A 24,291-nucleotide genomic window follows, 5' to 3' on the forward strand; every position below is an offset into this window, starting at 1 on the left:
CTCAGGATACGTGCCGCCATACGCGCAGCGTGTTGTCCACATTGTCCGGCGACGACCCGTCCAGCCAAGTGATCCGGTGGTCACGGCGGAACCATGACCGCTGCCTGCGGACATAGCGGCGGGTGCCCATGAACGTCGGCTCCCGCGCGGCCGCGCCGTCGCCACCGCGGTCGAGATCGGCGATCACCTGCGCATAACCCAGCGCCCGCGCCGCGGTGACACCGTCGCGCAGGCCGCGGCCCAGCAGCGTCGACACCTCGTCAACCAGACCGTCGGTGAACATCTTGTCGGTGCGCTGCGCCAACCGGTCATCGAGAACCGCCGTGTCCCAGTCCAATCCGATGATCACCGTGTCCCAGCGGGGGGCGCCGATGGTGGGCGCCGAGGCGGCGAACGGCTTCCCGGTGAGCTCGACCACCTCCAGTGCCCGCACGATGCGGCGCCCGTCGGTGGGCCGGATCGAAGCCGCCGCTGTCGCGTCGACCCTGGCGAGCTCCTCGTGCAGACGACCGGCGCCGATTTCGGCGAGCCGGTCCTCCCACTTGGACCGCACCTGCGGATCGGTGGCCGGGAAAGACCACGCGTCCAGGAGCGACTGGACGTACAGCATCGACCCGCCGACGATGAGCGGCACCCCTCCGCGGCCCGCGACGGCCTCGACGTCCGCGGCCGCGGCCTGCTGGTAGCGGGCGACGGTCGCGGTCTCCGTCACCGCGAGGACGTCGAGCTGGTGATGCGGGATGCCGCGACGTTGAGTTTCGCGCAGCTTGGCGGTGCCGATGTCCATGCCGCGGTAGAGCTGCATGGCGTCGGCGTTCACGATCTCGCCCCCCACACGCTCGGCGACCGCCAGCGCGAGCGCGGACTTCCCGGTGCCGGTCGGCCCGATGATCGCGATGGGCCGGCTCATGGCTGCCAGACGCCGACGAAGTAGCCGACGCCGTAGGGCGCGCCGCGGTAGAACTCCTCGGCCGACCGCGGCGCCGGCTCCACCAGCCCGGCGAGCACCTGGTAGGCCACCCGTCCCACGGCGCCGTCGGGCAGCAGAGTCAGTGCGGCGACATCGCCGCGGGCCAGCGCGTCGTCGAGTGCGGCCTGAACGGGGATGGAGTCGGGGTCGTAGCCGCCGGGCGCCGGCTGGGTGAGGGTGTGCAGGCCGTCGGCCACCACCAGCACGCCGATTGAATCGGCCGCCTCGTCGATGTCGGCGCGCAGCCGTCGGCCGCGGTCGACTGCGGTGTCGACGTCGAGATCGTCGGCGTACACCTGCACCGAGACCCGCGCCTCGGGTGCGGCCTGGCCGCGCACCCAGCCCGCGATCAGCGCGCAGAGCGGTAGTCCGTCGCGATGGGAGGTCAAATCGATGCGTCTGAGGATGCGGTAGAGATTTCCTTCGACCGTCTGAGAGGAAATGACCAGCCGATCAGCGATTTCGAGGTTGGACAACCCCTCGGCGACAAGCAGGGCGATCTCACGTTCGCGACCGGTCAGTGGAGCCAGATCGGCGCCGGGGTTCGGCGACAACGTGATCCGAAGGTCGACGCCATAGCCGGCGAACGTGCCGACTCCGTCGGTTCCCACGAAGCCGTCGGCCGGCCCGACCCCGACCGCAACCCACCGGGCCGGAAGCGAGGATGCGGCGGCGAACACCGCCGTGCGCAGGCCCACCAGTTCCGCGGCGGCGCCGCCGGCCAGCTCGGGAACCATGACGGGTGCCGACGGAATGATCGCGATGGCGCTCAGCACGCAACCAACCTAACGGCCGCCGGTCAGCCGGATTGTCCGGCAGCGGTGCTCACGGCCTCGCCACGCGCCAGCGCGGCCGTCGCGACGACCATCACCACCACGGCGACGATCAGAATCAGCCATCCGGACTCCCCGGGCCGCAGCGCCTCGCCCAGCACCACCACCCCGAGCACCGAGCCGACCACCGGCTCGGTGACAGTCATGGTCGGTAGCGACGCGGTCAGCGACCCGGCTCGGAACGAGGACTGCTGCCACGCCGTCCCCGCAATCGCCACCAGCGCCCAGGCATACAGCTCCGGCGTGCGCAGCAGTGCCAGCACACCGTCGTCGATCCGGTCCACCACACCCTTGGTGAGCACCGCGAACAGTCCCCACAGCGCACCGGAGACCAGCGCCAGCAGCACCGCACTAACCGGTCCCGACCAGATCCGCGCGCCCACCACACACAGCACCAGGGCCGGCCCCAGCACGGCGGCTACCTCGATCCACGTCGCCAGCGACGCGCGGGAATGGCCCGCACTGGGATTTCCGACGGTGACGATCAACGCGACCGCCGCGGCCAGCAGGATGGCCCAGGTCCATTCCCAGCGCGTCACCCGCCGATGGGTCAACCGCGCGTTGATCGGTAGAGCGAACAGCAGGGCGGTGACCATCAGCGCCTGCACCAACAGCACCGACCCCAGCCCGAGCGCCGCTGCCTGCAGCGCGAATCCCGCGGCGGCGACCAGGCTGCCGAGCCACCATCGGCGGTCCCGCAGCAGGCGCATGAACAGCGCGACGTGGCTGACCTGCTCATCGGTGACCTCGTGCGCCGAACGCTGGTGGATGACGTCGCCGATGGCGATGAAGAATGCGGCGCCGAGAGCCAATAGGGCGGCGATGTCCGCCTTGGCCATGCCCGACCTCCTGAGGTTGTTCGAACGAGCCTAGGCAAATCCCATTGCAAAGGCGTGGGCACGGGGCGCGGCAACCTGTTTGAATAACGGTCGAACAGCTATGAGGCGCCGCGTTGCGCGGCAGGTGCGCGGGACTACCCGTGCGGAGGGTACGAGGAAACGGATATGACTACCAGCGAGCCGGGCAGTGTGTCGCCCACGCCGAAACCCGCCCCCCGACCCGGACCGCCGCGTCCAGCCCCACGCCCCGGCGGGCATGCACCGGCGGTCGCCACCCCATCGTCGGTCGACCCGCACCGGTTCGGCCGCGTCGATCCAGACGGCACGGTGTGGTTGATCACCGGTTCCGGTGAGCGGGTGATCGGCTCGTGGCAGGCCGGCGACCCCGAGGCCGCATTCGCACACTTCGGCCGGCGGTTCGACGATCTGCACACCGAGGTCGTGTTGATGGAGACCCGGCTGGAGTCCGGGACCGGCGAAGCCCGCAAGATCAAAGCGGCGGCAGCGGCGCTGGCCGAGACCCTCGAATCCGCCCATGTGCTGGGTGATGTCGACGCACTGGCGGCCCGCCTGTCCGCCATCGTCGAGCACGCCGACGAGACGGCAGCGGCCGACAAGGCCAGGCGCGAGGAGCACCGCGCCGCCCAGACCGCGCGCAAGGAGGCATTGGCCGCCGAGGCCGAGGAGCTGGCCGCGAACTCGGGACAGTGGAAGGCCGCAGGAGACCGGCTACGCGAGATCCTCGACGAGTGGCGGACGATCAGCGGTCTCGATCGCAAGACCGACGACGCGCTGTGGAAGCGGTATTCGGCCGCCCGGGAGACGTTCAACCGCAGGCGCGGCTCCCACTTCGCCGAACTCGACCGGGACCGCGCGGGTGCCCGCCAGGCCAAGGAGGCGCTGTGCGAGCGCGCCGAGGAACTGTCCGGCTCCACCGACTGGGGCGCCACCAGCGGGGCGTTTCGCGACCTGCTGACCGAGTGGAAGGCGGCAGGGCGCGCTGCCAAGGACGTCGACGACGCACTGTGGCACCGGTTCAAGGCGGCCCAGGACACCTTCTATTCTGCACGCAACGCCGCCAGCGCCGAACGCGACTCGGAGTTCCGCGCGAATGCCGAGGCCAAGGAAGCGCTGCTCGCCGAGGCGGAGAAGCTCGACACGTCGGATCTGGACGCCGCCCGGGCCGCGATGCGCACGATCGGTGACAAGTGGGACGCGATCGGCAAGGTGCCCCGCGAGCGTGGCGCCGATCTGGAGCGCAGGCTGCGCGCAGTGGAGAAGAAGGTCCGCGACGCCCCCACCCGTGGTGGCGTCGACCCCGAGGCCCAGGCACGGGCCGATCAATTCCGGGACCGCGCCGAACAATTCGAACGACAGGCCGAGAAAGCGGCGGCCGCCGGACGTACCAAGGACGCCGAGGCCGCGCGGGCCAGCGCCGAACAGTGGCGGCAATGGGCCGAGGCGGCGGCCGACGCTCTGGGAAGGAGGTCCTAGCGCTTCTCGGGGCCGGCCTGATCCCCGCCGTTTTCGTCGTCGAAGGTTTCCAGCAGCCCCCGCTGTTGACGTTCGCCGGCGACTCGGCGGCGTTCCTCCTCGGCAGCCAGCTGCAGCGCCGTACGGGCCCAGACGATTCGCGCCCAGTTGATGGCCAGCACGATCACCGCGATCCACGCGATGATCAGTCCGATCCCCGGTCCAGGATGTGGATGGGCTGCGGTCTGCCGTGACCACACCGCGAGCAGACCCGTGATCGACGCGACGGTCGAGCCGGCCAGGGCGATCCACGCCAGCGCCCAGCGGCGGGTCAGCAGTGCCAGCATGGAGAACCCGACGCTGAAGACCAGTGCCAGCCAGGTGAACACCCGCGACGGCAGCGCCACCGCGACGCGGACCGCCGCGTCATCGCCGACCAGCACGTCCCACCCCTTCGCCGCGCCGGTGTGCGGCAGGATGAAGGTCAGCAGAAGTACGAACACGCCGATGGCGATCACCAATGCCCTTGCACCAGGATCGATTTCACGCGCGATTCGCTGCTCCGCGGCCTCGATCTCGCCCTTGAAGTCCGCGAAGTCGCCGTTGTTGTCCCCGGCGGTCACCGGGCACATCCGGTCGACGACGGCGCCTCGGCCGGCGCCCCGATGCCGGGCATACCGAGACCGACGCTCAGGCTGGATGTCGCCGGCTCCGCGGCTCCGGCGGGCCGCTGACCCGCGGCGTGCACTTCGCCTGCGCGGGTACGCCGGTGGCTGAGCACTTCGCCGTCGGCGAGCAGGTGGTGTGGTGCGGCTCCGGTGACCGTCGTGGTGACGATGTCCCCCGGCCCGATATCAGGTTGCCCGTGTGGATTGAAGTGCACCAGCCGGCCGTCACGGGCACGGCCCGACATCCTCGCGGTGCTGGCGTCCTTGCGACCCTCCCCCGTGGCGACCAGCAGCTCGACGGTCCGTCCGACCAGCGCCGTATTCTCGTCGAGCGACACCTTCTCCTGCAGCGCGATCAGCCGTTGATAACGCTCGGCGACAACATCTTTCGGCACCTGTCCGGCCAGTTCTGCCGCCGGGGTTCCCGGCCGCTTGGAATACTGGAAGGTGAAGGCGCTGGAGAACCGGGCCAGGGCGACCACATCGAGGGTGGCCTGAAAGTCCTCTTCGGTCTCGCCGGGGAACCCGACGATGAGATCGGTGGTGATCGCGGCGTCGGGGATCGCCGCTCGCACCTTGTCGATGATGCCCAGGTAGCGCTCGGCGCGATAGGACCGCCGCATGGCCCGCAGTATGCGGTCGGAACCGGACTGCAACGGCATGTGCAGCGTCGGGCAGACATTCGGGGTCGTGGCCATGGCATCGATCACGTCGTCGGTGAACTCGGCCGGATGCGGCGAGGTGAACCGCACCCGTTCCAGGCCCTCGATGCGCCCACACGCCCGCAGCAGCTTGGCGAACGCACCGCGGTCGCGGGGTTGAGCCGCCCATGTCGTCGGGTCCTCGCGCAAGCGCTCGTCCCATGTCGTCGGGTCCTCGCGCAAGCGCTCGTCCCATGTCGTCGGGTCCTCGCGCAAGCGCTCGTCCCATGTCGTCGGGTGCTCGCGCAAGCGCTCGTCCCATGTCGTCGGGTCCTCGCGCAAGCGCTCGTCCGTGGCGAACGAAACTCCGTAGGCGTTGACGTTCTGCCCCAGCAGGGTGATCTCCAGGACACCCTGATCCACCAGGGACTGCACTTCCGCCAGCACGTCGCCCGGCCTGCGGTCGACCTCCTTGCCGCGCAGAGCGGGCACGATGCAGAACGTGCACGTGTTATTGCATCCGACGGATATCGAAACCCATGCCGCGTAAGCGGATTCGCGGGCAGCGGGCAGTGCCGAGGGGAATTCCTGCAGCGCCTCGACGATTTCGACCTGCGCGGCGTTGTTGTGGCGGGCACGGTCGAGCAACGTCGGGAGCGAACCGATGTTGTGGGTGCCGAATACCACATCGACCCAGGGCGCCCGGTGCAGCACGGCGGCCCGGTCCTTCTGGGCCAGACAGCCGCCGACGGCGATCTGCATGTTCGGGTCGGCCTGCTTGCGCGGCGCGAGGTGGCTGAGGTTGCCGTAGAGCTTGTTGTCGGCGTTCTCGCGGACCGCGCATGTGTTGAACACCACCACGTCGGCATCGGCGCCGTCGGCGGCCCGCTGGTAGCCGGCGGCCTCCAGCAACCCGGCGAGGCGCTCCGAGTCGTGCACATTCATCTGGCAGCCGTAGGTACGGACTTGGTAGGTGCGCGCCTTCTGGCGAAGGGCACTGTCCGCCGCCGCCTGTCGCGTCACCGCTGAAGTCACGGCTCTCATGGTACGGACGGTCCGACGCGACGATTTGGGCGGATTGACGAGTTCCAGGCAAGCTGGGCGTTCCCTGGGTAATGTCTGCACCCATGGAGAAAACGGGGTCGGATGTGAGAGAGGTAGCTCCGACTCAGTCAGATACGCCGATGATCTCGATGGAGGCGGTCGACAAGCACTTCGGCAGCCTGCACGTGCTCAAGGACATCAACCTGAAGGTCGACCGCGGGCAGGTGGTGGTGGTGCTCGGGCCGTCGGGGTCGGGCAAGTCGACGTTGTGCCGCACCATCAATCGGCTCGAGACGATCGATTCCGGGACCATCGCGATCGACGGTGAGGTGCTGCCCGCCGAGGGACGCAAGCTGGCGCAGTTGCGTTCGGACGTCGGGATGGTGTTCCAGTCCTTCAATCTCTTCGCGCACAAGACAATTCTCGACAACGTCACTTTGGCGCCGATGAAGGTGCGCAAGGCGTCCAGGGACAAGGCCCGCGAGACCGCCATGACGTTGCTCGAACGGGTCGGCGTCGCCAATCAGGCCGACAAGTATCCGGCGCAGTTGTCCGGAGGCCAGCAGCAGCGCGTCGCGATCGCCCGGTCGCTGGCGATGAACCCGAAGGTGATGCTGTTCGACGAGCCGACCAGCGCGCTGGACCCCGAAATGATCAGCGAGGTGCTGTCGGTGATGACCTCGCTGGCCAAGGAGGGCATGACGATGCTCGTGGTGACGCACGAGATGGGTTTTGCGCGCGGCGCCGCCAACCGGGTGGTTTTCATGGCCGACGGCGCGATCGTCGAAGCCTCCGAACCGGCCTCGTTCTTCGAAAACCCGCAGACCGATCGCGCCAAGGACTTCCTCGGCAAGATTCTCAAGCACTGACGACCTTCAAGCTTCGGCGAAAGGAACCAACCATGCCGTCCTTCCCAATGCGCGCAGCAGCCGCCATCGCGCTCGCCATCAGCCTCCCGTTCGCGGCGACCGCGTGCGGCGGCGGTGGCGGTGGTGGCGGCGGCGACACGATCGTCGTCGGAACGAAGTTCGATCAACCCGGCCTCGGGCTGAAGAATCCCGACGGCACGATGAGCGGATTCGACGTCGACGTGGCGAAGTACATCGCCAAGGAACTCGGCTACAACGAGGACAAGATCGAGTGGAAGGAAGCTCCGTCCGGCCAGCGCGAGACGCTGATCCAGAACGATCAGGTCAAGTTCATCGCTGCCACCTACTCGATCACCGACGCGCGCAAGGAGAAGGTCGACTTCGCCGGGCCGTACCTGATCACCGGGCAGAGCCTGCTGGTGAAGGCGGACAACACCGACATCACCGGCGCCGAATCGCTGCAGAACAACAAGAAGCTGTGCTCAGTGTCGGGTTCCACACCGGCGCAGCGCATCAAGGACAAGTACCCCGGCGTGCAGCTACAGCAGTACGACACCTACTCCGCATGTGTCGAGGCGCTCAAGAACGGTGCGGTCGACGCGGTGACCACCGACGAGGTCATCCTGGCCGGTTACGCGGCCCAGAGTCCGGGCGTGTTCAAGATCGTCGGCAAGCCGTTCTCCGAGGAGCGCTATGGCGTCGGCATGAAGAAGGGCGACACCGAGCTGCAGACCAAGATCAACGACGCGATCACCAAGATGGAGCAGGACGGCGCATGGAAGGCGGCGTTCGACAAGAACCTCGGCCCCGCGGGTATCACTGCACCGACGCCGCCACCGGTCGACAAGTAAGCGGTAACCCGCCGACGTGGAGCTGTTCAGCAAGTACCAGAGCCAGATCTTCGAGGCGTTCTGGACCACGATCCAGTTGACCGTGTATTCGGCCATCGGTGCACTGGTCCTCGGCACGCTGCTGGCTGCGATGCGGCTCTCACCCGTGCCGATGCTCAACTGGATAGGGACGGGTTACGTCAACGTCGTGCGCAACACACCGCTGACACTCATCATCCTGTTCTGCTCGTTTGGACTGGCCCAGACGCTTGGCATCACCTTCGTGGATTCGAAGTCGCTGACGTCGATCGAGGACAGCAACTTCCGGCTGGCGCTGCTCGGGTTCACCGTCTACACGGCGGCGTTCGTGTGTGAGACGGTGCGCTCCGGGGTGAACACGGTGCCCCTCGGCCAGGCTGAAGCGGCGCGGTCGTTGGGATTGACGTTCAGTCAGAATCTGCGAATCATCCTACTGCCCCAAGCGTTTCGCGCTGTGATCATTCCGCTCGGCTCGGTGTTGATCGCGTTGACGAAGAACACGACGATCGCATCAGCGATCGGAGTCGCGGAGGCCGCGTTGTTGATGAAGGCGATGATCGAGAACGAGGCGGCGCTGCTCTACATCGGCGCCATCTTCGCGTTCGGGTTCGTCATCTTGACGCTGCCGATGGGGCTGTTCTTCGGGTGGCTCGGTAAGCGACTGGCGGTGGCACGGTAGATGGCCGGTTCAGTCCTCTTCGACGCGCCCGGACCGCGGGCGCGGGTTCGCAACCGAGTCATCTCCGCAGTCTCCGTCGTCGTCACCCTGTTCGTGCTGTGGCTGGCCTACTCGGGACTCAAGGACAAGGGCCAGCTGACCGCGGCGAAGTGGGAGCCGTTCCTGACGGCCAACCTGTGGAAGACGTACGTGCTGCCGGGCATCCAGGGCACGTTGACCGCCGCCGCGGTGTCGATCGTGCTGGCGCTGGCGCTGGGCTTCCTGCTCGGCGTGGGGCGGATGTCCACTCACCCGGTGATCCGCTGGTCGTGCTCGGTGTTCGTGGAATTCTTCCGCGCGGTGCCCGTGCTGATCATGATGATCTTCGCGTATTTTCTCTACGCGCAGTACGACGTCTTCCCGTCGAAACATCTGGCGCTGGCGGGCGTCATCACCGGCCTGACCTTCTACAACGGCTCTGTGATCGCCGAAATTGTGCGCGCCGGGGTCAAGGCGCTCCCGAGTGGACAGGGGGAAGCGGCGTCAGCACTGGGTCTGCGCTGGGGCCAGACCATGCGCGCCATCCTGCTGCCGCAGGCGATCACGTCGATGTTGCCGGTGCTGATTTCACAGCTGGTGGTGGTGCTCAAGGACACCGCAATCGGCTACCAGATCACGTTCTTGGAAATGGTCCGGCAGGGCACGAATGTCGGTGCAGCATACAGCAACTACATTCCCTCGCTGATCGTCATCGCCGTCTTGATGATCACCGTCAACTTCTCGCTGTCCTGGTTCGCCACATGGGTCGAGCGACGGATGCGGCGTTCGCGACGCGGTCCGGAACCGCTGAAGGCCGACCAACCCGTCACGCAGGGCGCGTTCGGCGCCGGCGCCGGCGGCTCGATTTGAACCCTGCACCCGACTCGCACGTGTCCTGAAGAGTGGTTCGCGCAAAATCGCCGGCAGTCGGCTGATCGGCCGGCGCACCCAATGGAGGGTCGCCATGGACACCTGGATTCGCTCGCGCCTCACCACCGGATTCGCCGCCGTAGGGGTCGCCGCCGTGGTGATCAATCCGTCGGTGGTGAGACAACCACCCCTGCCCGTGAACTCACCGGCGGTGATGTTCGCGGCAGCGACGCAGCCACTGGCGGTTAGATCGTCGCCGACACCACCTGCACCACCCCCGCCGCCGCTGCTGCGCCAAACCGCCGCACCCGCGCTGGTCTCGCCTCTGGATCCCGTTGCCCAGCAGGCCGGCTTCCACGTCACGTTCGTCGGAGACTTCCTCGCGACCGGCGTCGACTTGTTCGGACGCGAATTCGCGATTCCCGGCGCCTTGCTTCAAGACATCCAGGCCGGCACACCGGTCCCCGACGCCATCGGCCGGGCCCTGCAGACATTCGCGCAGGTCGAATTCGACGCAGGCAGCGAGTTGGTTGCCTTCGCCGCCAGGTACGTGAGCTTTCAGCTCAATTTCCTGGGGAACCTGGTGGCGACACCGGTCGACGCGATAGGCGCACTCGCCGCATCGCTGGGTCCGGCTCCGGCTCCGGCAACGGCAACGGCAACGGCGGCGCAGACTACGCACACCCCGCAGCCTCCACCCCGGTTGGCGACCGCGTCGAGTACCGGCCGGTCAACAGAGCGTGCCGACCAACCGAAGAAGGTGAGACCGGTTGATGCAGAACGCGAGTCGGCCTCCGACACGCCCAAGAAGAATCGCGACGACGACGCGGCCGACCTTGTATCGCGTCCGCCGAAGGCGGTTCCGCCGGCGATGACACACGGCCGACCCGACGGCACTCACCGGCGGGCGACCGACACGACCTCGCCATCGAGCACCAGCGGCCCCGGTTCAGGCGGCCGGCATCACCCCCACCGCGACAACGGTGACCGCCCGAAAGTCAGCGACCACGAGGGCGACTAAACCCTGCGCCGTTCTCGCTCGCCGGCCAACTCCCCCGTGACCACATCCAGCGCCGTCGTCTGGCTGTAACCGCGGCGCGCAAGCATGCCGACGAGTCGGCGCGCGATCTTGGTGTCGTCGTCACCGAGCTTCTCCCTACGCAGCCGGTCGCGGACCAGTTGCTCAGCCCGTTCGCGCTCGGCGCCCGCATCGATTCCCGCCAGCGCGGCGGTGATCACCTCGTTGTCCACACCCTTGGTCCGCAGCTCGGCGGCCAACGCGCGCTTACCTTTACCGGCATTGGCCCGCCTCGAGCGGATCCATTGCTCGGCGAAGTCCGCGTCATCGACGAGGCCGACTTGACCAAGCCGGTCGAGGACACGGCCGCTCACCTCGTCGGGATATCCGCGCTTGGCCAACTGTCCGGCCAGCTCGGCGCGGGTCCGCGCCCTCGCGGTGAGCAGGCGCAGGCACAGGTTTCTGGCCTGGTCCTCACGTGCGCGGAGGTCCGGCGCCTGCTCTTCGCGGAATGGCCCCAAGGACTCAGAAGTCGACGGGGGCGGGTAGGACGCTGTCATCGTTCAAGTCGTCGGTCATCACCGCGCCGATGCCGAGCTTCTCCTTGATCTTCTTCTCGATCTCGTTGGCGATTTCGGTGTTCTCCATCATGAAGTTACGGGCGTTCTCCTTGCCCTGGCCCAGCTGCTCGCCCTCGTAGGTGAACCAGGAGCCCGACTTGCGGATGAAGCCCTGCTCGACACCCATGTCGATGAGCGAGCCTTCCTTGCTGATGCCCTTGCCGTAGAGAATGTCGAACTCGGCCTGCTTGAACGGCGGCGACACCTTGTTCTTGACGACCTTGACCCGGGTGCGGTTGCCCACCGCGTCGGTACCGTCTTTGAGGGTCTCGATTCGCCTGACGTCCAACCGGATCGAGGCGTAGAACTTCAAGGCCTTCCCGCCCGTGGTTGTTTCGGGAGAACCGAACATGACCCCGATCTTCTCGCGCAGCTGGTTGATGAAGATCGCGGTGGTCCCCGAGTTGTTCAGCGCGCCCGTCATTTTCCGCAGCGCCTGGCTCATCAGCCGGGCCTGCAGGCCGACATGGCTGTCGCCCATCTCACCCTCGATCTCGGCGCGCGGCACCAGCGCGGCGACCGAGTCGATGACCAGGATGTCCAGTGCGCCGGAGCGGATCAGCATGTCGGCGATCTCCAGTGCCTGCTCACCGGTGTCCGGCTGGGACACCAGCAGCGAGTCGGTGTCCACGCCGAGCTTGCTGGCGTAATCCGGGTCCAGCGCGTGCTCGGCGTCGATGAACGCAGCGATCCCGCCGGCGGCCTGGGCGTTGGCGACCGCGTGCAGCGCCACGGTGGTCTTACCGGAGGATTCCGGACCGTAGATCTCGACGACGCGGCCGCGCGGCAGACCACCGATCCCGAGCGCCACGTCCAGGGCGATCGAGCCGGTGGGAATGACCGAGATCGGCTGACGCACCTCTTCGCCGAGTCGCATCACCGAGCCTTTACCGAAGTTCTTGTCGATCTGCGCGAGCGCCAGCTCGAGGGCTTTCTCGCGATCAGGTGCCTGCACCATGGGGGTGGTCTCCGTCCTCTGGATGTTCGGTGATCGGTTGTCGATCAGTTGGCCGTGACGCTAGAGGTCGCCACCGACAACTCGGGCTCACGCCCTCCCCGTCGCTCAGCGTCTAGCCGTCGAACACTGCCCACAGTAGACGAACACCTGTTCGATTCAAGCTGACACGCCGTATGTCGCGGAGCGGGCCGCAAGTCGCCGCCCGAAAGGCCAGACGACCCTGGTCGGGGGCGTATCGTCGCGCCAGCTCAACGCACCGTGCGTCGTCATGGCCCACGGATTCTCTCCGCGGCACGAGACGACGGGGTCGACCCGCGGCGCATCGAGTTGTGGGGATCGTCGTTCAGCGGCGATCACGTGCTGGCCGTCCCTGCCGCCGACCCGTCGATCGCGGCCGTCATCGCACAGGCGCCCTTCACCGACGCGTTGCCCACACTCGCCCGGGTTCCGCTCCGCAACGCCGTGCGGGCTACTGCCAAGGCTTGCACGAGCAGTTCAGGAGCTGGCGCCGCCGGGCGCCCGTGCTGATCGCCGCTGTCGGCGCGCCCGGCACCCTCGCGGCGATGACAACTCCCGACGCAAAGCCGGGATTCGAGGCCATGGTCAGTCAGGATCATTGTGGCGCAATGAGTTCGGTGCACGTTTGATGCTGCGCCTGCCCTTCTACCCGCCAGTGCGGACAGCGTCCGCCCTGAAGATGCCCGTACTGGTGTGCGTGTGCGACGACGACAGGATGACACCACCGAAATCTGCCCCGTCTTCCATGTCAGCCGGCCCTGCCGCACCCGATCGCTAGACGCCCCTGCAAGTCCGGACCTATGGTGGGGTCAACCGGCCCGGGACGGGGCAGACATGCACGAGATGGCGTTGACGCAGAGTGTCGTCGAAGCGGTGTGCGAGCACGCCGCGGGCCGCGCCGTGCAGAGCGTCAAAATCGAGGTCGGGGCGCTGTGCGCGGTCGTGCCCGACGCCATGCAGTTCTGCTTCGAGCTTGCCACCGAGGGCACGGTGGCCGACGGCGCCAGCCTGGAAGTGAACGTGCAACCCGGCTCGGCGCGCTGCCGCAGCTGCGGGCAGAGCTTCGAACTGCAGGACCCGATCCTGTTGTGCCCGTGCGGAAGCGCCGACGTCGAAGTGATCGCGGGACGGGACCTTCGGATTCTCTCGATGGAAGTGAGCTGACCATGTGCGCAACCTGCGGCTGCGGTGATGACGGGGCCACCATCACGTTGGCCGGCGATCCGCACCCGCACGACCACCCGCATCCGCACACCCACCCGCACGACCATCAAGGCCATGACCATGACCGTCAAGTGCGCACCCAGACCATCTCGCTGGAGCAGAAGGTCCTGGCCAAGAACGACCTGCTCGCCGAGCAGAACCGCGAATGGCTCGCCGCACGCAACATCCTCGCATTCAACCTGACCAGCTCACCCGGGGCGGGCAAGACAACGCTGCTCGAACGGACCATCCGCGAGATGGGCGCCGGCCGCCCGATCGCCGTGATCGAGGGCGATCAGGAGACGTTGCTCGATGCCGAGCGCATCCAGGCGACCGGGGCGCGGGTGGTCCAGGTCAACACCGGCGCCGGTTGTCATCTCGACGCGGCGATGGTTCGGCGGGCTCTGGACACGCTGGATCCACCGCGCGACTCACTGTTGTTCATCGAGAACGTCGGCAACCTGGTGTGTCCGGCGCTGTTCGATCTCGGCGAGGACAGCAAAGTCGTAGTCATCTCCGTGACGGAGGGCGCCGACAAGCCGCTGAAGTATCCCCACATGTTTGCCGCCGCGGGACTAGTGATCATCAATAAGTCCGACCTCTTGCCGTATGTCGATTTCGACCTCGACAAGTGTGCGGCGTATGCGCGATCAATCAACCCTGGCGTAAATATTCTGACGTTGTCTGCGACTGGCGGTGATGGTATCGCGGATTGGTACGACTGGATCGCGGTTCGCGCAAACAAGATTACGGCCTCCCATATGTCACAAGGATCCGTTGACAAGACATAGTCCCCGGAGTAAACCGAGAATCAGCGCTCGACACCCGGGCGTCGCGTCGACGATGACGTTGGGAGCTCCAGCCCGGCTCCCGGACATGAGAGCCCCAGCCCGGCTCCCGGAAAGCTGTGTCATATGCCGAGTGAGGCAGCAGTCAAAGCAGAAGAGGCCTTGATCCACGTTCTGTGGATCAACGGCGGCTTGAGTTGTGACGGCGATTCGGTGGCGCTGACTGCCGCCACGCAACCCAGCATCGAGGAGATCGCGCTTGGCGCCCTTCCCGGTCTGCCGAAGATCGCCGTGCATTGGCCCCTGATTGATTTCGAGTGCGGACCCAATGGGGGCGCGGACGATTTTCTCGAGTGGTTCTTCAAGGCGGACCGAGGCGAGCTGGAACCGTTCGTGTTGGTCGTCGAGGGTTCCATCCCCAACGAGAAGATCAAAAACGAAGGCTACTGGTGCGGTTTCGGCAACGACCCCGCCACCGGCCAGCCGATGACGACGAGCGAATGGCTGGACCGGCTGGCACCCAAGGCCACCGCGATCGTCGCGGTGGGCACCTGTGCCACGTATGGCGGAATCCACGCGATGGCCGGTAATCCGACCGGAGCCATGGGTGTGCCGGACTATCTCGGCTGGGACTGGAAGAGTAAGGCCGGCATCCCGATCGTGTGTGTGCCCGGTTGCCCGGCCCATCCCGACAACATGTCCGAGACCCTGACCTATCTGCTGTACATGGCGACCGACCAGGCCCCGATGATTCCGCTCGACGATGCATTACGGCCCAAGTGGCTGTTCGGCGCTACTGTGCACGAGGGGTGCGACCGAGCCGGCTACTACGAGCAGGGCGACTTCGCGACCGAGTACGGGTCACCGAAATGCATTGTGAAGCTGGGCTGTTGGGGCCCTGTCGTCAAGTGCAACGTGCCCAAGCGCGGTTGGATCAACGGCATCGGCGGATGCCCGAACGTCGGCGGCATCTGCATCGGGTGCACGATGCCCGGCTTCCCGGACAAGTTCATGCCGTTCATGGACGAACCGCCGGGCGGCAAGGTTTCCACGACGGCGTCGGGCCTGTACGGCTCGGTGATCAGAAGCCTGCGACACGTCACCGGCCGCACGGTGGACAAAGAACCAAAATGGCGCCATCCCGGCACGCAACTCACGACCGGAGCGACCCGCACCTGGTAGGTGCGGGCCCGCCTGGGCTCGCGCAGGCGCGCCTCCGGTATGGCGGAGCGCACTACCACGGCGTTTGCCGAAAAGTCCTCCAACGCTGCTCATTAGACGAAAGCGAACAATCCGATGACAACGATCATCCCCGAACCGTCACATGTGAAGCGGGACCCCGGCCAGCTCGTGGAAATGGCGTGGGATCCCATCACCCGCATCGTCGGCAGTCTCGGCATCTACACCAAGATCGACTTCGAGAACCGCGAAGTCGTCGAGTGTCACAGCACCTCGTCGATCTTCCGCGGTTACTCGATCTTCATGAAGGGCAAGGATCCACGCGACGCGCACTTCATCACCAGCCGCATCTGCGGGATCTGCGGCGACAACCATGCCACCTGCTCGTGCTACGCCCAGAACATGGCGTACGGCGTCAAGCCGCCGCACATCGGCGAGTGGATCGTCAACCTCGGTGAGGCCGCCGAGTACATGTTCGACCACAACATCTTCCAGGAGAACCTGGTCGGCGTGGACTACTGCGAGAAGATGGTGTCCGAGACGAATCCCAGTGTGCTGGCCAAGGCGGAGAACACCCAGTCACCGCACGCCGATGCGCACGGCTACCGCACCATCGCCGACATCATGCGGGCGCTCAACCCCTTCACCGGCGAGTTCTACCGCGAGGCGCTGCAGGTCAGCCGGTGGACGCGAGAGATGTTCTGCCTCATGGAAGGCCGGCACGTCCACCCGTCCACGCTGTATCCGGGTGGCGTGGGCACCACGGCGACGATTCAGTTGATGACCGACTACATGTCCCGGTTGATGCGCTACGTCGAGTTCATGAAGAAGGTCGTGCCCATGCACGACGATCTGTTCGACTTCTTCTATGAGGCGCTGCCCGGCTACGACCAGGTGGGGCTGCGGCGCACCCTGCTCGGCTGCTGGGGCTCGTTCCAGGATCCCGAGGTGTGCAACTTCGAGTACAAGGACATGGAGCGGTGGGGCAACGCCATGTTCGTCACGCCGGGCGTGGTGATCGACGGAAAGCTGCACACCCATTCGCTGGTCGACATCAACCTCGGTATCCGAATCCTGTTGGGCCACTCCTATTACGACGACTGGACCGACCAGGAGATGTTCGTCAAGAACGATCCGCTGGGCAACCCGGTGGACCGGCGCCACCCGTGGAACCAGCACACCAACCCCAGGCCGCAGAAGCGCGATTTCGACAACAACTACAGCTGGGTGATGGCCCCGCGGTGGTTCGACGGCAAGGATCACCTCGCACTGGACACCGGCGGCGGCCCATTGGCCCGGCTGTGGTCCACGGCGCTCGCCGGCCTCGTCGATATCGGCTACGTCAAGGCGACCGGCCAGAGTGTGCAGATCAACCTGCCCAAGACCGCACTGAAGGGACCGGTCGAATTCGAGTGGAAGATCCCGCAGTACGGCAGCAATACGATCGAGCGAAATCGCGCCCGGACGTACTTCCAGGCCTACGCCGCCGCCTGTGCGTTGCACTTCGCCGAGAAGGCACTCGTCGAAATCCGGGCCGGCCGCACCAAGACGTGGGAGAAGTTCACGGTGCCCGACGAGGGCATCGGCTGCGGCTTCACCGAGGCGGTCCGGGGCGTGTTGAGCCATCACATGGTGATCCGCGACGGCAAGATCGCGAACTACCACCCGTATCCGCCCACACCGTGGAACGCCAATCCGCGGGACAGCTACGGCACGCCGGGACCGTATGAGGATGCGGTGCAGGGCCAGCCCATCTTCGAGGAGAACGACCGGGAGCACTTCAAGGGCATCGACATCATGCGCACGGTGCGTAGCTTCGACCCGTGTCTGCCGTGCGGGGTGCACATGTACCTCGGCAACGGCAAGACGCTGGAGAGACTGCACTCGCCGACCCAATCCGTAACCGGGGAATAGCGTATGGCCCCGTCGACACTGCCAGGCCCGGACGAAACCCAGGACGACGCGCAGTGGCGCACGGCGGGCGATCGGATCCAGACGCTGCTCGACGCGACCGCGGCGGGCGGGGCCGCCGCGCACGAGCGGGCGGCTCAGCTGGTCGGTGAGGTGACCGATCTCTACGGCGCGGGGCTGGCACGCATGCTGCGGATCGCCGCCGCCGCCGACCCGGCGCTGGTCGAACGGTTCGCCGACGACGACCTGGTGGCCAGCCTGATGCTGGTGCACGGCCTGCACCCGCACGGCGTCGCACGGCGCATCGAGGACGCGCTCGACAGCGTTCGGCCCTACCTGGGTTCGCACGGCGGTGACGTCACCCTGCTCGACATCCTCGACGGTCCCGACGGTCAGGTGGTGCGCCTCCAGTTCGCGGGCAGCTGCAAGTCCTGTCCGTCATCGGCGGTGACGCTGGAGCTGACGGTCGACGACGCGGTGCGCGCGGCGGCGCCGGAGATCGCATCGATCGAAGTGGTTGCCACGCAGGAGGCCAAGGCGGCGTCCCCCAGCCTGATCCCGGCCGAGTCGCTGCTGTCCCGGGTGCACCAGAACGGCCATGGCCCGACCACCTGGCACGCGGCGCCCGACCTGGCCGAGCTCGGACCGGGCGAAGTGGGCGGGTTCCGGGTTGCAGGCATCACCGTGGTGGCGTGCCGGCTGGGCGACGAGTTGTTCGCCTACCAGGACCGCTGCGGCAAGTGCGACGGCTCGCTGGCCGGGGCCGCGCTGCACCGCCGGATGGGTGCTTCGGCCGCGGACGCGGTGCTGCGCTGTCCGCTGTGCCACGCGCATTTCGACGTGGTGCGCGCCGGCGCCGGCATCGACGAAGCCGATCCGGCAGTGCATCTCGACCCGATCCCGCTGCTGGCCCGCGACGGCGTGCTGTCGATCGCGGTGGCGGCCGAACAGAGCGGAGCGGGCATGGCATGACCGGCGCCTACGACGTCCTGGCGCGCATTCGCGCCAACCGCAGCGCTCCCCAGCCGGCAGGCGAGCGTTGCGAGATGTGCTCGGAGCAGATCGCCGACGAACACCAGCATGTCGTGAATGTCGAAGGACGGCAGCTGATGTGCGTATGCCGCGGCTGCTACCTGTTGTTCACCGACACCGCCGCCACGCTGCGCTTCCGGGCGGTACCCGATCGCTACCTCTCGTTTCCCGGGTTCGCGCTCGGCAGGCGCGAATGGCAGCTGCTGCAGATTCCGGTCGGGCTGGCGTTCTTCTTCCACAACTCGGCACTGGACCGCACCGTGGCGTTCTACCCGGGCCCGGCGGGGGCCACTGAATCCGAACTGGATCTGTCCGCGTGGAACGGGATCCGGGCGGCCGACCCGCGGGTGGACATGCTCGCCGAGGACACCGAAGCGCTGATCGTGCGCGTGCCCGAGGAAGAAGAGACGCCGCCCGAGTGCTACCTGGTGCCCATCGACGCATGCTATGAGTTCGTCGGGCGGTTGCGGATGCTGTGGCACGGCTTCGACGGCGGCCAGCATGTCCGCCAGTTCATCGACGAGTTCTTCGAGCACGTCGCGGCGCGCGGCAAGGCGGTCGCACCGTGACCGAGGTGACGTTCGCGGTGCTCGACGTGTCCCCGGAACAGTACGCGGTGACACCGGTGTTGACCGCGCGCGTCGGTATCGCGGCCGACGGAGACGATCCCGTGCACGCGATCGCGCTGCGCTGCCAGGTGCGCATCGAGCCGCTCCGGCGCGGTTACTCCGACGAAGAGGCCGGAGGGCTGCTCGACATGTTCGGTCCGCGGGAACGCTGGGGCACGACCCAACACAACTTCCTGTTCCAGCACGGCAGCGCGATGGTGCAGGGTTTCACCGGTGCCACGCAGATCGATCTGCCGCTGGAGTGCACCTACGACTTCGAGGTTACCGCGTCCAAGTATTTCCATGCGCTGCGCGACGGCGTGATTCCGCTGCAATTCCTCTTCAGTGGCACGGTTTTCCTCAAGGGGCCGACCAACTTCGCGGTGCAACAGGTGCCGTGGGATCGCGAGGATCATTACGACATGCCGGTGCCGGTGTGGCGCGAGCTCGTCCGGTTGCACTACCCCAGCACCGGGTGGGTGCGGTTGGACCACGACACCATCGCCGAGCTGGCGAGGTACAAATCCGCGCGCGGTCTCCTCGGGATGGACGACGCGATCCAGTCTCTCTTGGCCTCGGACACCGCCAGGGACCGGCCGTGACCACCGACTGGGATCGGGTCCGCGCCATCGCCGACGCGGTGCTCTACGAGGGCTACCTGCTCTACCCGTACCGGGCGACATCGGGAAAGAACCAGTCGCGGTGGCAGTTCGGTGTGCTCGGCCCGCAGCAGGCCGCCGAGCGAGGCATCGGCGAGGACGACACCATGTCGGCCCAGGTGCTGCTCGACCCGGGGCCGGCCGCGGCACTGACGATCGTGGTCCGCTGCCTGCAACTGCAACGCCGAACCGCCGAGCGCGAGGTGGCCGGTGGCAACAGCGGCAACACTGCCTACGAACCGGTCGACGAACTGACCGCGGGTGGGCAATCCTGGCTCACCTGGGACGAAGCGATCGAGTGCGAGGTGTCCTTCGGACCATTCGGTGAGGCCGATCTCGCCGCGCCGCAGACACTCCCGATCACCGTTTCGGGCGGCCGCGGCGTCGAGCCGGTCGACGGCGGCCGGCTGGTGCGCGGCCGGCCGAGAACTGCGCGGCGAACTGACGCTGACGGCCGAGCCGGATGGCGGACTGCTGCGAATCAGCCTTGCGGTCCGCAATATCGGCGCCCCGCCCGCCGACAAGGACGAGGCCATCGCCGTGTCCCTGATCGGCACGCACCTCATCGTTCTGATCGACGGCGGCGAATTCGTGTCGCTGCTCGAGCCGCCCGACTCCGCGGCCGACGCGGTTGCCCGCTGTCGTCAGCACCGGTGTTTCCCGGTGCTGGCAGGCCGGCCGGGCGAGACGGACGTGATGCTGGCGTCGCCGATCATCCTCTATGACCATCCCGAGATCGCCGAACAGAGCGAAGGCGCGTTGTACGACTCCACCGAGATCGACGAGATCCTCACGTTGCGGGTGATGACGATGACCGACGAGGAGAAGGCGCAGGCCCGCGCCACCGATCCGCTGGCCGCCAAGATCATCGACCGGTGTGACTCGATGTCGCCCGAGGCGATGATGAACCTCCATGGCGTGCTGCGGGACCCCCATGCGCTCGACGAGCCGCATCTGATACCCGAGATCCCCGACGGCGTGGATTGGTGGGATCCGCTGGCCGACAATGCCGTTCAACCAGGCATCGACGCGGTTCTGGTGAACGGGGTCCGGGTGATGCGTGGCAGCCGGGTGGTGCTCCGACCGTCGCGCCGGGCCGACGCACAGGACATCTTCTTCGCCGGCAAGACGGCCCTGGTCACCTCGGTGCACGAGGACGTCGAGGGCAACCAGCACGTCGGAGTCGTCGTCGAGGATGATCCCGCGGCCGACCTGCACGACTGGTACGGACGTTATCTGTACTTCGCACCGGACGAAGTCGAACCGTTGAGTGAAAGGAATCAGAAATGAGCGTAGTGGGCTGGGTGGCACTCGGCGTGGTTGGCTCAGTGGTCCTCGGTGGTGTGGTGATCGGGGTGCGGTCGATACCGGATCTGCAGCGCTACTTGAAGATCCGGCAGATGTAGGTGACGCCACGACACGCATCCTGGTAGCCGGCATCGGCAACATCTTCTTCGGTGACGACGGTTTCGGACCCGAGGTGATGCGCCATGTCCCACCACAACTCGCGGGTCCGCGGGTGCAACTGGCGGACTACGGCATCCGCGGCATGCACCTGGCGTACGACCTGCTCGACGGGTGTGAAGCGCTGATACTCGTCGACGCCATTCCCGACCAGGGCGCTCCCGGCACCGTCCACATCATCGAGGCTGACCACGAAAGCCTGGCCGCGACGGTCGGCTTCGACGCACACGCGATGGATCCGGGCGCCGTGTTCGCGAGCCTGAACGCGCTGGGCGGCACGCCGCCGCCGACGATCGTCATCGGATGCGAAGTCGCCAGCGTCGAGGAGGGCATCGGCTTGTCCGGCGCTGTGGCCGACGCCGTGCCGGTCGCCGCGAAAGCCGTGCAGGACGTGGTGGCGGACCTGTTGGCCCGAACGTCCGTGGCGGAGGGCTGAATCATGTGTCTGGGAATCCCCGGTCAGGTCGTCGGAATGCTCGACGGATACGGCGACCAGCTGGCGCTCGTCGATGTCGCGGGTGAGCACCGCAAGGTGAACATCGGGATGCTGCCCGATGAGACGTTCAACCCGGGTGACTGGGTGATCATCCACATGGGTTTCGCCGTCGAGAAGACCGACAAGGCGGGTGCCGACGCCGCGATGGCCGGGTTGCAACTCATGGGCCGCGGCGAGCCGGAGGACCCGCCATGACCGACCGGCGCCGGCTGCGGGTGAGCGTGCACGGGGTGGTGCAGGGCGTCGGTTTTCGGCCGTTCGTCTACACGACCGCGGCCGCGCTCGGCCTTACCGGATCGGTGCGCAACGACAGTTCCGGTGCCATCATCGAGGTGGAGGGTGCGCCTGCCGACGTCGACGAGTTCCTGAACCGGCTCAGCGATGGCCCGCCGCCGCTGGCCGTCGTCGAAACCGTTGACACCCAGCCGATCCCGGTCGTCGGCGGTACCGGCTTCACCATCGCCGACACCTCGCGCACCGACGGTGGCCGGACCCTGGCCTCACCAGATGTCGCAATGTGCGCCGAATGCGCCGCCGAACAACGCGACCCCGACAACCGGCGCTATCGACACCCCTTCGTCAACTGCACCAACTGCGGTCCGCGGTTCACGATCATCGCCTCACTCCCCTACGACCGGTCAGCCACGACGATGGCGACCTTCGCGATGTGCGCGGACTGTGCGCACGAATACAGCGACCCCACCGACCGCCGGTTTCATGCCCAGCCGGTGTGCTGCCCGAACTGCGGTCCGATGCTGCGCTACCGGGACGGCAGCGGCCGCACCGCCGACACCGAAGCGGGACTGAGCCACGCTCGGCGGCTGCTGCGCGACGGCGGGGTGCTCGCGGTCAAGGGCATCGGTGGATATCACCTGGCCTGTGACGCCGCCAACGAGCGCGCCGTCGCCCAAATGCGCAGGCGAAAGAGACGCGGTGACAAGCCGTTCGCCGTGATGGTGCCCGACCTCGGTGCCGCGCGCCGCGTCGCCGACATCGATGCCGGCTCTGCACGAGTGCTGTCCGGGTTCCAGCGCCCGATCGTGCTCGTGCCGCGGGTGCCCGGCGCGCCGGTCGCCGATTCGGTCGCGCCGCACAATCCGGATCTGGGCGTGATGCTCGCCTACGCACCCCTGCACGCGCTGCTCTTCGGGTTGCCGGGCGACGAACCGGCACCGGATGTGCTCGTGATGACCTCGGGAAATCTCGGTGGTGAACCGATCTGCTTCACCGACGACGAGGCACTGGAGCGGCTTTCGGATCTCGCGGACGGCTGGTTGATGCACGATCGCGCCATCCTGGTGCCGTGCGACGACTCCGTCGTCCGGGTGGTCTCCCTCGGCGGAGACGACAATTCAGGCACCGTCGGCGGAGACGACAATTCAGGCGAAGGGGACGAATTGCCGATCCGCCGGTCCCGAGGGTATGCACCGCTGCCCATCGCGCTACCGGTCGCGGTGCCCCCGACGCTGGCGGTCGGCGCGGACCTGAAGAACACGATGGCGGTGGCCGAGGGCAAGTACGCCTGGTTGAGTCAGCACATCGGCGACATGGACGACCTGGCGACGTTGGCCGCGTTCGACTCCGCACAGAAACATCTGCGGGAGCTGACGGCCGTCACTCCCGAAGTCCTTGTCGCCGACGCGCATCCGCTCTACCGATCGGCCACCTGGGCCCAGCGCAACGCCGATGGCCGTCCGGTCCGGGCCGTTCAGCACCATCACGCGCACATCGCGGCGGTCATGGCCGAGCATGGCCTGGACGGATCTGCACCGGTGCTGGGCTTCGCGTTCGACGGGACGGGTTACGGCCCCGACGGCGCGATCTGGGGCGGCGAGGTGCTGCTGGCCGACTACAAGGGCTATCGACGGCTGGCCAGGCTGAAATATGTACCGCTGGCCGGCGGCGACGTCAGTGTGCTTCGCCCTTACCGGATGGCGTTGGCCCACCTGTGGGCCGCAGGACTGACGTGGGAGCCTGACCTGGCACCGGTGCGGGCATGCCCGGCCGACGAGCGGCGGGTGCTGGCACATCAACTCGAGACCGGGCTGGGCTGCGTGCCGACGTCGAGCATGGGCCGGCTGTTCGACGCAGTCTCCGCGTTGGCCGGCGTGCGTCAGGTCGTTGCGTACGAGGCGCAGGCGGCCATCGAACTCGAGGGCCTCTCCCGCGATGCCGATTGTGGGCGGACCGGTTACGCATTCGCCGTGGACGGCGGTGAGCCCGCGGTGATCGATCCGGCGCCGGTGCTGGCCGCTGTCATCGACGATGTCCGCGCCGGCGTGTCTTCCGGTGTGATCGGGGCGAGATTCCATCGCGCCGTGGTCGATCTGATCGTCGGTCTGGCCAACGACGGACAGGACGGAAGGCATCCGGTCGCGCTGTCGGGCGGGGTCTTCCAGAACGCACTTCTGCTGCGACTCTCGCTGCGCGAACTGCACCGCAGGGGATTCGACGTGATGACGCATCGTCGCGTGCCGCCCAACGACGGCGGCATCGCTCTCGGCCAACTGTTGGTGGGCAATTCGGGCTAGGGCCCGACAGGGATGGATAGAGAAGGGAGACGC

25 protein-coding genes and 1 pseudogene are annotated in these 24,291 nt (G+C 67.1%); 19 read left to right on the forward strand and 7 right to left on the reverse strand.

Annotated features, from left to right (window positions below):
- Position 1 precedes the first annotated feature (1 nt).
- Genes miaA through ACVWWN_RS27785 form a run of 3 tightly spaced genes read right to left on the reverse strand, consistent with a single transcriptional unit; the run spans position 2 to position 2,642 of the window.
- Positions 2-910: a tRNA (adenosine(37)-N6)-dimethylallyltransferase MiaA gene (miaA, locus tag ACVWWN_RS27775; RefSeq protein ID WP_457146725.1), complete on the reverse strand. Its 909-nt coding sequence runs from the start codon at positions 908-910 to the stop codon at positions 2-4.
- A complete protein-coding gene (locus ACVWWN_RS27780) occupies positions 907-1,746 on the reverse strand; it encodes a LuxR C-terminal-related transcriptional regulator (RefSeq protein WP_457146726.1) in 840 nt (279 codons plus the stop codon). Before ACVWWN_RS27780 ends, miaA begins: the two co-directional genes overlap by 4 nt.
- Positions 1,747-1,769: 23 nt before the next feature.
- Positions 1,770-2,642 (reverse strand): DMT family transporter, encoded by an 873-nt coding sequence (locus tag ACVWWN_RS27785; RefSeq protein ID WP_457146727.1) that lies wholly within the window; start codon positions 2,640-2,642, stop codon positions 1,770-1,772.
- Between the two features lie 165 nt (positions 2,643-2,807).
- On the opposite strand from ACVWWN_RS27785, the gene ACVWWN_RS27790 reads away from it, so the two are divergent.
- Positions 2,808-4,136 (forward strand): DUF349 domain-containing protein, encoded by a 1,329-nt coding sequence (locus ACVWWN_RS27790; RefSeq protein WP_457146728.1) that lies wholly within the window; start codon positions 2,808-2,810, stop codon positions 4,134-4,136.
- On the opposite strand, the gene ACVWWN_RS27795 is transcribed toward ACVWWN_RS27790, so the two are convergent.
- The gene (locus ACVWWN_RS27795; protein WP_457146729.1) at positions 4,133-4,747 is read right to left on the reverse strand and encodes an Rv2732c family membrane protein; all 615 of its coding nucleotides are present in this window, start codon (positions 4,745-4,747) and stop codon (positions 4,133-4,135) included. The genes ACVWWN_RS27790 and ACVWWN_RS27795 overlap by 4 nt on opposite strands.
- Positions 4,735-6,468 (reverse strand): MiaB/RimO family radical SAM methylthiotransferase, encoded by a 1,734-nt coding sequence (locus ACVWWN_RS27800; protein WP_457146730.1) that lies wholly within the window; start codon positions 6,466-6,468, stop codon positions 4,735-4,737. Before ACVWWN_RS27800 ends, ACVWWN_RS27795 begins: the two co-directional genes overlap by 13 nt.
- Positions 6,469-6,608: 140 nt before the next feature.
- Between ACVWWN_RS27800 and ACVWWN_RS27805 the strand changes: the two genes are divergently transcribed.
- The 5 genes from ACVWWN_RS27805 (at position 6,609) to ACVWWN_RS27825 (ending at position 10,794) form a co-directional block, all read left to right on the forward strand.
- Complete coding sequence (locus ACVWWN_RS27805; protein ID WP_457146731.1) at positions 6,609-7,337, forward strand: amino acid ABC transporter ATP-binding protein; 729 nt, start codon at positions 6,609-6,611, stop codon at positions 7,335-7,337.
- Positions 7,338-7,369: 32 nt separating this feature from the next.
- Positions 7,370-8,188: a glutamate ABC transporter substrate-binding protein gene (locus ACVWWN_RS27810; RefSeq protein WP_457146732.1), complete on the forward strand. Its 819-nt coding sequence runs from the start codon at positions 7,370-7,372 to the stop codon at positions 8,186-8,188.
- Positions 8,189-8,204: 16 nt separating this feature from the next.
- The gene (locus ACVWWN_RS27815; RefSeq protein WP_457146733.1) at positions 8,205-8,885 is read left to right on the forward strand and encodes an amino acid ABC transporter permease; all 681 of its coding nucleotides are present in this window, start codon (positions 8,205-8,207) and stop codon (positions 8,883-8,885) included.
- A complete protein-coding gene (locus ACVWWN_RS27820) occupies positions 8,886-9,773 on the forward strand; it encodes an amino acid ABC transporter permease (RefSeq protein WP_457146734.1) in 888 nt (295 codons plus the stop codon). It abuts the gene before it with no gap.
- A gap of 94 nt (positions 9,774-9,867) precedes the next feature.
- Positions 9,868-10,794 (forward strand): hypothetical protein, encoded by a 927-nt coding sequence (locus ACVWWN_RS27825; RefSeq protein WP_457146735.1) that lies wholly within the window; start codon positions 9,868-9,870, stop codon positions 10,792-10,794.
- Here ACVWWN_RS27825 and recX read toward each other — a convergent pair.
- Both recX and recA read right to left on the reverse strand, forming a co-directional pair.
- Entirely contained in the window at positions 10,791-11,351 is a 561-nt protein-coding gene (gene recX / locus ACVWWN_RS27830; RefSeq protein WP_457146736.1) for a recombination regulator RecX, read from the reverse strand. The two genes, ACVWWN_RS27825 and recX, sit on opposite strands and share 4 nt — an antisense overlap.
- On the reverse strand, positions 11,317-12,369 hold the full coding sequence (gene recA, locus ACVWWN_RS27835; protein ID WP_457146737.1) for a recombinase RecA: 1,053 nt from the start codon (positions 12,367-12,369) through the stop codon (positions 11,317-11,319). Before recA ends, recX begins: the two co-directional genes overlap by 35 nt.
- Positions 12,370-12,627: 258 nt before the next feature.
- Here recA and ACVWWN_RS27840 point away from each other — a divergent pair, with 258 nt between their 5' ends.
- From ACVWWN_RS27840 to hypF, 13 genes and pseudogenes are all read left to right on the forward strand, one after another.
- A complete protein-coding gene (locus ACVWWN_RS27840; protein ID WP_457146738.1) occupies positions 12,628-12,897 on the forward strand; it encodes a hypothetical protein in 270 nt (89 codons plus the stop codon).
- Between the two features lie 324 nt (positions 12,898-13,221).
- On the forward strand, positions 13,222-13,551 hold the full coding sequence (locus ACVWWN_RS27845) for a hydrogenase maturation nickel metallochaperone HypA/HybF (RefSeq protein ID WP_457146739.1): 330 nt from the start codon (positions 13,222-13,224) through the stop codon (positions 13,549-13,551).
- A 2-nt stretch (positions 13,552-13,553) separates the two neighbouring features.
- A complete protein-coding gene (hypB, locus tag ACVWWN_RS27850; protein ID WP_457146740.1) occupies positions 13,554-14,381 on the forward strand; it encodes a hydrogenase nickel incorporation protein HypB in 828 nt (275 codons plus the stop codon).
- 123 nt (positions 14,382-14,504) lie between these two features.
- Positions 14,505-15,560, forward strand: coding sequence for an NADH-quinone oxidoreductase subunit B family protein (locus ACVWWN_RS27855; protein ID WP_457146741.1), 1,056 nt, complete (start codon positions 14,505-14,507; stop codon positions 15,558-15,560).
- A gap of 114 nt (positions 15,561-15,674) precedes the next feature.
- Positions 15,675-17,471, forward strand: a complete 1,797-nt coding sequence (locus tag ACVWWN_RS27860) for a nickel-dependent hydrogenase large subunit (protein WP_457146742.1) — start codon at positions 15,675-15,677, stop codon at positions 17,469-17,471.
- 3 nt (positions 17,472-17,474) lie between these two features.
- Positions 17,475-18,440 carry a NifU family protein gene (locus ACVWWN_RS27865; RefSeq protein WP_457146743.1) on the forward strand — a complete coding sequence of 322 codons (966 nt, stop codon included), beginning with the start codon at positions 17,475-17,477 and terminating at the stop codon, positions 18,438-18,440.
- Positions 18,437-19,069 carry a DUF5947 family protein gene (locus ACVWWN_RS27870; protein ID WP_457146744.1) on the forward strand — a complete coding sequence of 211 codons (633 nt, stop codon included), beginning with the start codon at positions 18,437-18,439 and terminating at the stop codon, positions 19,067-19,069. Before ACVWWN_RS27865 ends, ACVWWN_RS27870 begins: the two co-directional genes overlap by 4 nt.
- The gene (locus tag ACVWWN_RS27875) at positions 19,066-19,710 is read left to right on the forward strand and encodes a DUF6084 family protein (protein WP_457146745.1); all 645 of its coding nucleotides are present in this window, start codon (positions 19,066-19,068) and stop codon (positions 19,708-19,710) included. Before ACVWWN_RS27870 ends, ACVWWN_RS27875 begins: the two co-directional genes overlap by 4 nt.
- A pseudogene (locus tag ACVWWN_RS27880) lies at positions 19,707-21,057 on the forward strand (hypothetical protein). The gene ACVWWN_RS27875 and the pseudogene ACVWWN_RS27880 overlap by 4 nt, the downstream one beginning before the upstream one ends.
- Complete coding sequence (locus ACVWWN_RS27885; RefSeq protein WP_457149307.1) at positions 21,054-21,173, forward strand: DUF6893 family small protein; 120 nt, start codon at positions 21,054-21,056, stop codon at positions 21,171-21,173. Before ACVWWN_RS27880 ends, ACVWWN_RS27885 begins: the two are co-directional and overlap by 4 nt.
- Positions 21,174-21,190: 17 nt before the next feature.
- The gene (locus ACVWWN_RS27890; protein ID WP_457149308.1) at positions 21,191-21,667 is read left to right on the forward strand and encodes a hydrogenase maturation protease; all 477 of its coding nucleotides are present in this window, start codon (positions 21,191-21,193) and stop codon (positions 21,665-21,667) included.
- Positions 21,668-21,670: 3 nt separating this feature from the next.
- Positions 21,671-21,922: a HypC/HybG/HupF family hydrogenase formation chaperone gene (locus ACVWWN_RS27895; protein WP_457146746.1), complete on the forward strand. Its 252-nt coding sequence runs from the start codon at positions 21,671-21,673 to the stop codon at positions 21,920-21,922.
- Positions 21,919-24,258, forward strand: coding sequence for a carbamoyltransferase HypF (hypF, locus tag ACVWWN_RS27900; protein WP_457146747.1), 2,340 nt, complete (start codon positions 21,919-21,921; stop codon positions 24,256-24,258). Before ACVWWN_RS27895 ends, hypF begins: the two co-directional genes overlap by 4 nt.
- Positions 24,259-24,291 lie beyond the last annotated feature (33 nt).

It is taken from the genome of Mycobacterium sp. URHB0021 (genome assembly GCF_054057895.1).

Excerpts from the sequence above, each read along its gene's own strand:
- ACVWWN_RS27870 (WP_457146744.1), top strand. The coding sequence starts at position 18,437 with ATGACCGGCGCCTACGACGTCCTGGCGCGCATTCGCGCCAACCGCAGC.
- ACVWWN_RS27865 (WP_457146743.1), top strand. The coding sequence starts at position 17,475 with ATGGCCCCGTCGACACTGCCAGGCCCGGACGAAACCCAGGACGACGCG.
- ACVWWN_RS27885 (WP_457149307.1), top strand. The coding sequence starts at position 21,054 with ATGAGCGTAGTGGGCTGGGTGGCACTCGGCGTGGTTGGCTCAGTGGTC.
- ACVWWN_RS27845 (WP_457146739.1), top strand. The coding sequence starts at position 13,222 with ATGCACGAGATGGCGTTGACGCAGAGTGTCGTCGAAGCGGTGTGCGAG.
- ACVWWN_RS27800 (WP_457146730.1), bottom strand. The coding sequence starts at position 6,468 with ATGAGAGCCGTGACTTCAGCGGTGACGCGACAGGCGGCGGCGGACAGT.
- ACVWWN_RS27795 (WP_457146729.1), bottom strand. The coding sequence starts at position 4,747 with ATGTGCCCGGTGACCGCCGGGGACAACAACGGCGACTTCGCGGACTTC.
- ACVWWN_RS27855 (WP_457146741.1), top strand. The coding sequence starts at position 14,505 with ATGCCGAGTGAGGCAGCAGTCAAAGCAGAAGAGGCCTTGATCCACGTT.
- recA (WP_457146737.1), bottom strand. The coding sequence starts at position 12,369 with ATGGTGCAGGCACCTGATCGCGAGAAAGCCCTCGAGCTGGCGCTCGCG.
- ACVWWN_RS27820 (WP_457146734.1), top strand. The coding sequence starts at position 8,886 with ATGGCCGGTTCAGTCCTCTTCGACGCGCCCGGACCGCGGGCGCGGGTT.
- ACVWWN_RS27860 (WP_457146742.1), top strand. The coding sequence starts at position 15,675 with ATGACAACGATCATCCCCGAACCGTCACATGTGAAGCGGGACCCCGGC.
- hypF (WP_457146747.1), top strand. The coding sequence starts at position 21,919 with ATGACCGACCGGCGCCGGCTGCGGGTGAGCGTGCACGGGGTGGTGCAG.
- ACVWWN_RS27805 (WP_457146731.1), top strand. The coding sequence starts at position 6,609 with ATGATCTCGATGGAGGCGGTCGACAAGCACTTCGGCAGCCTGCACGTG.
- ACVWWN_RS27895 (WP_457146746.1), top strand. The coding sequence starts at position 21,671 with ATGTGTCTGGGAATCCCCGGTCAGGTCGTCGGAATGCTCGACGGATAC.
- hypB (WP_457146740.1), top strand. The coding sequence starts at position 13,554 with ATGTGCGCAACCTGCGGCTGCGGTGATGACGGGGCCACCATCACGTTG.
- recX (WP_457146736.1), bottom strand. The coding sequence starts at position 11,351 with ATGACAGCGTCCTACCCGCCCCCGTCGACTTCTGAGTCCTTGGGGCCA.
- miaA (WP_457146725.1), bottom strand. The coding sequence starts at position 910 with ATGAGCCGGCCCATCGCGATCATCGGGCCGACCGGCACCGGGAAGTCC.
- ACVWWN_RS27825 (WP_457146735.1), top strand. The coding sequence starts at position 9,868 with ATGGACACCTGGATTCGCTCGCGCCTCACCACCGGATTCGCCGCCGTA.
- ACVWWN_RS27790 (WP_457146728.1), top strand. The coding sequence starts at position 2,808 with ATGACTACCAGCGAGCCGGGCAGTGTGTCGCCCACGCCGAAACCCGCC.
- ACVWWN_RS27785 (WP_457146727.1), bottom strand. The coding sequence starts at position 2,642 with ATGGCCAAGGCGGACATCGCCGCCCTATTGGCTCTCGGCGCCGCATTC.
- ACVWWN_RS27810 (WP_457146732.1), top strand. The coding sequence starts at position 7,370 with ATGCCGTCCTTCCCAATGCGCGCAGCAGCCGCCATCGCGCTCGCCATC.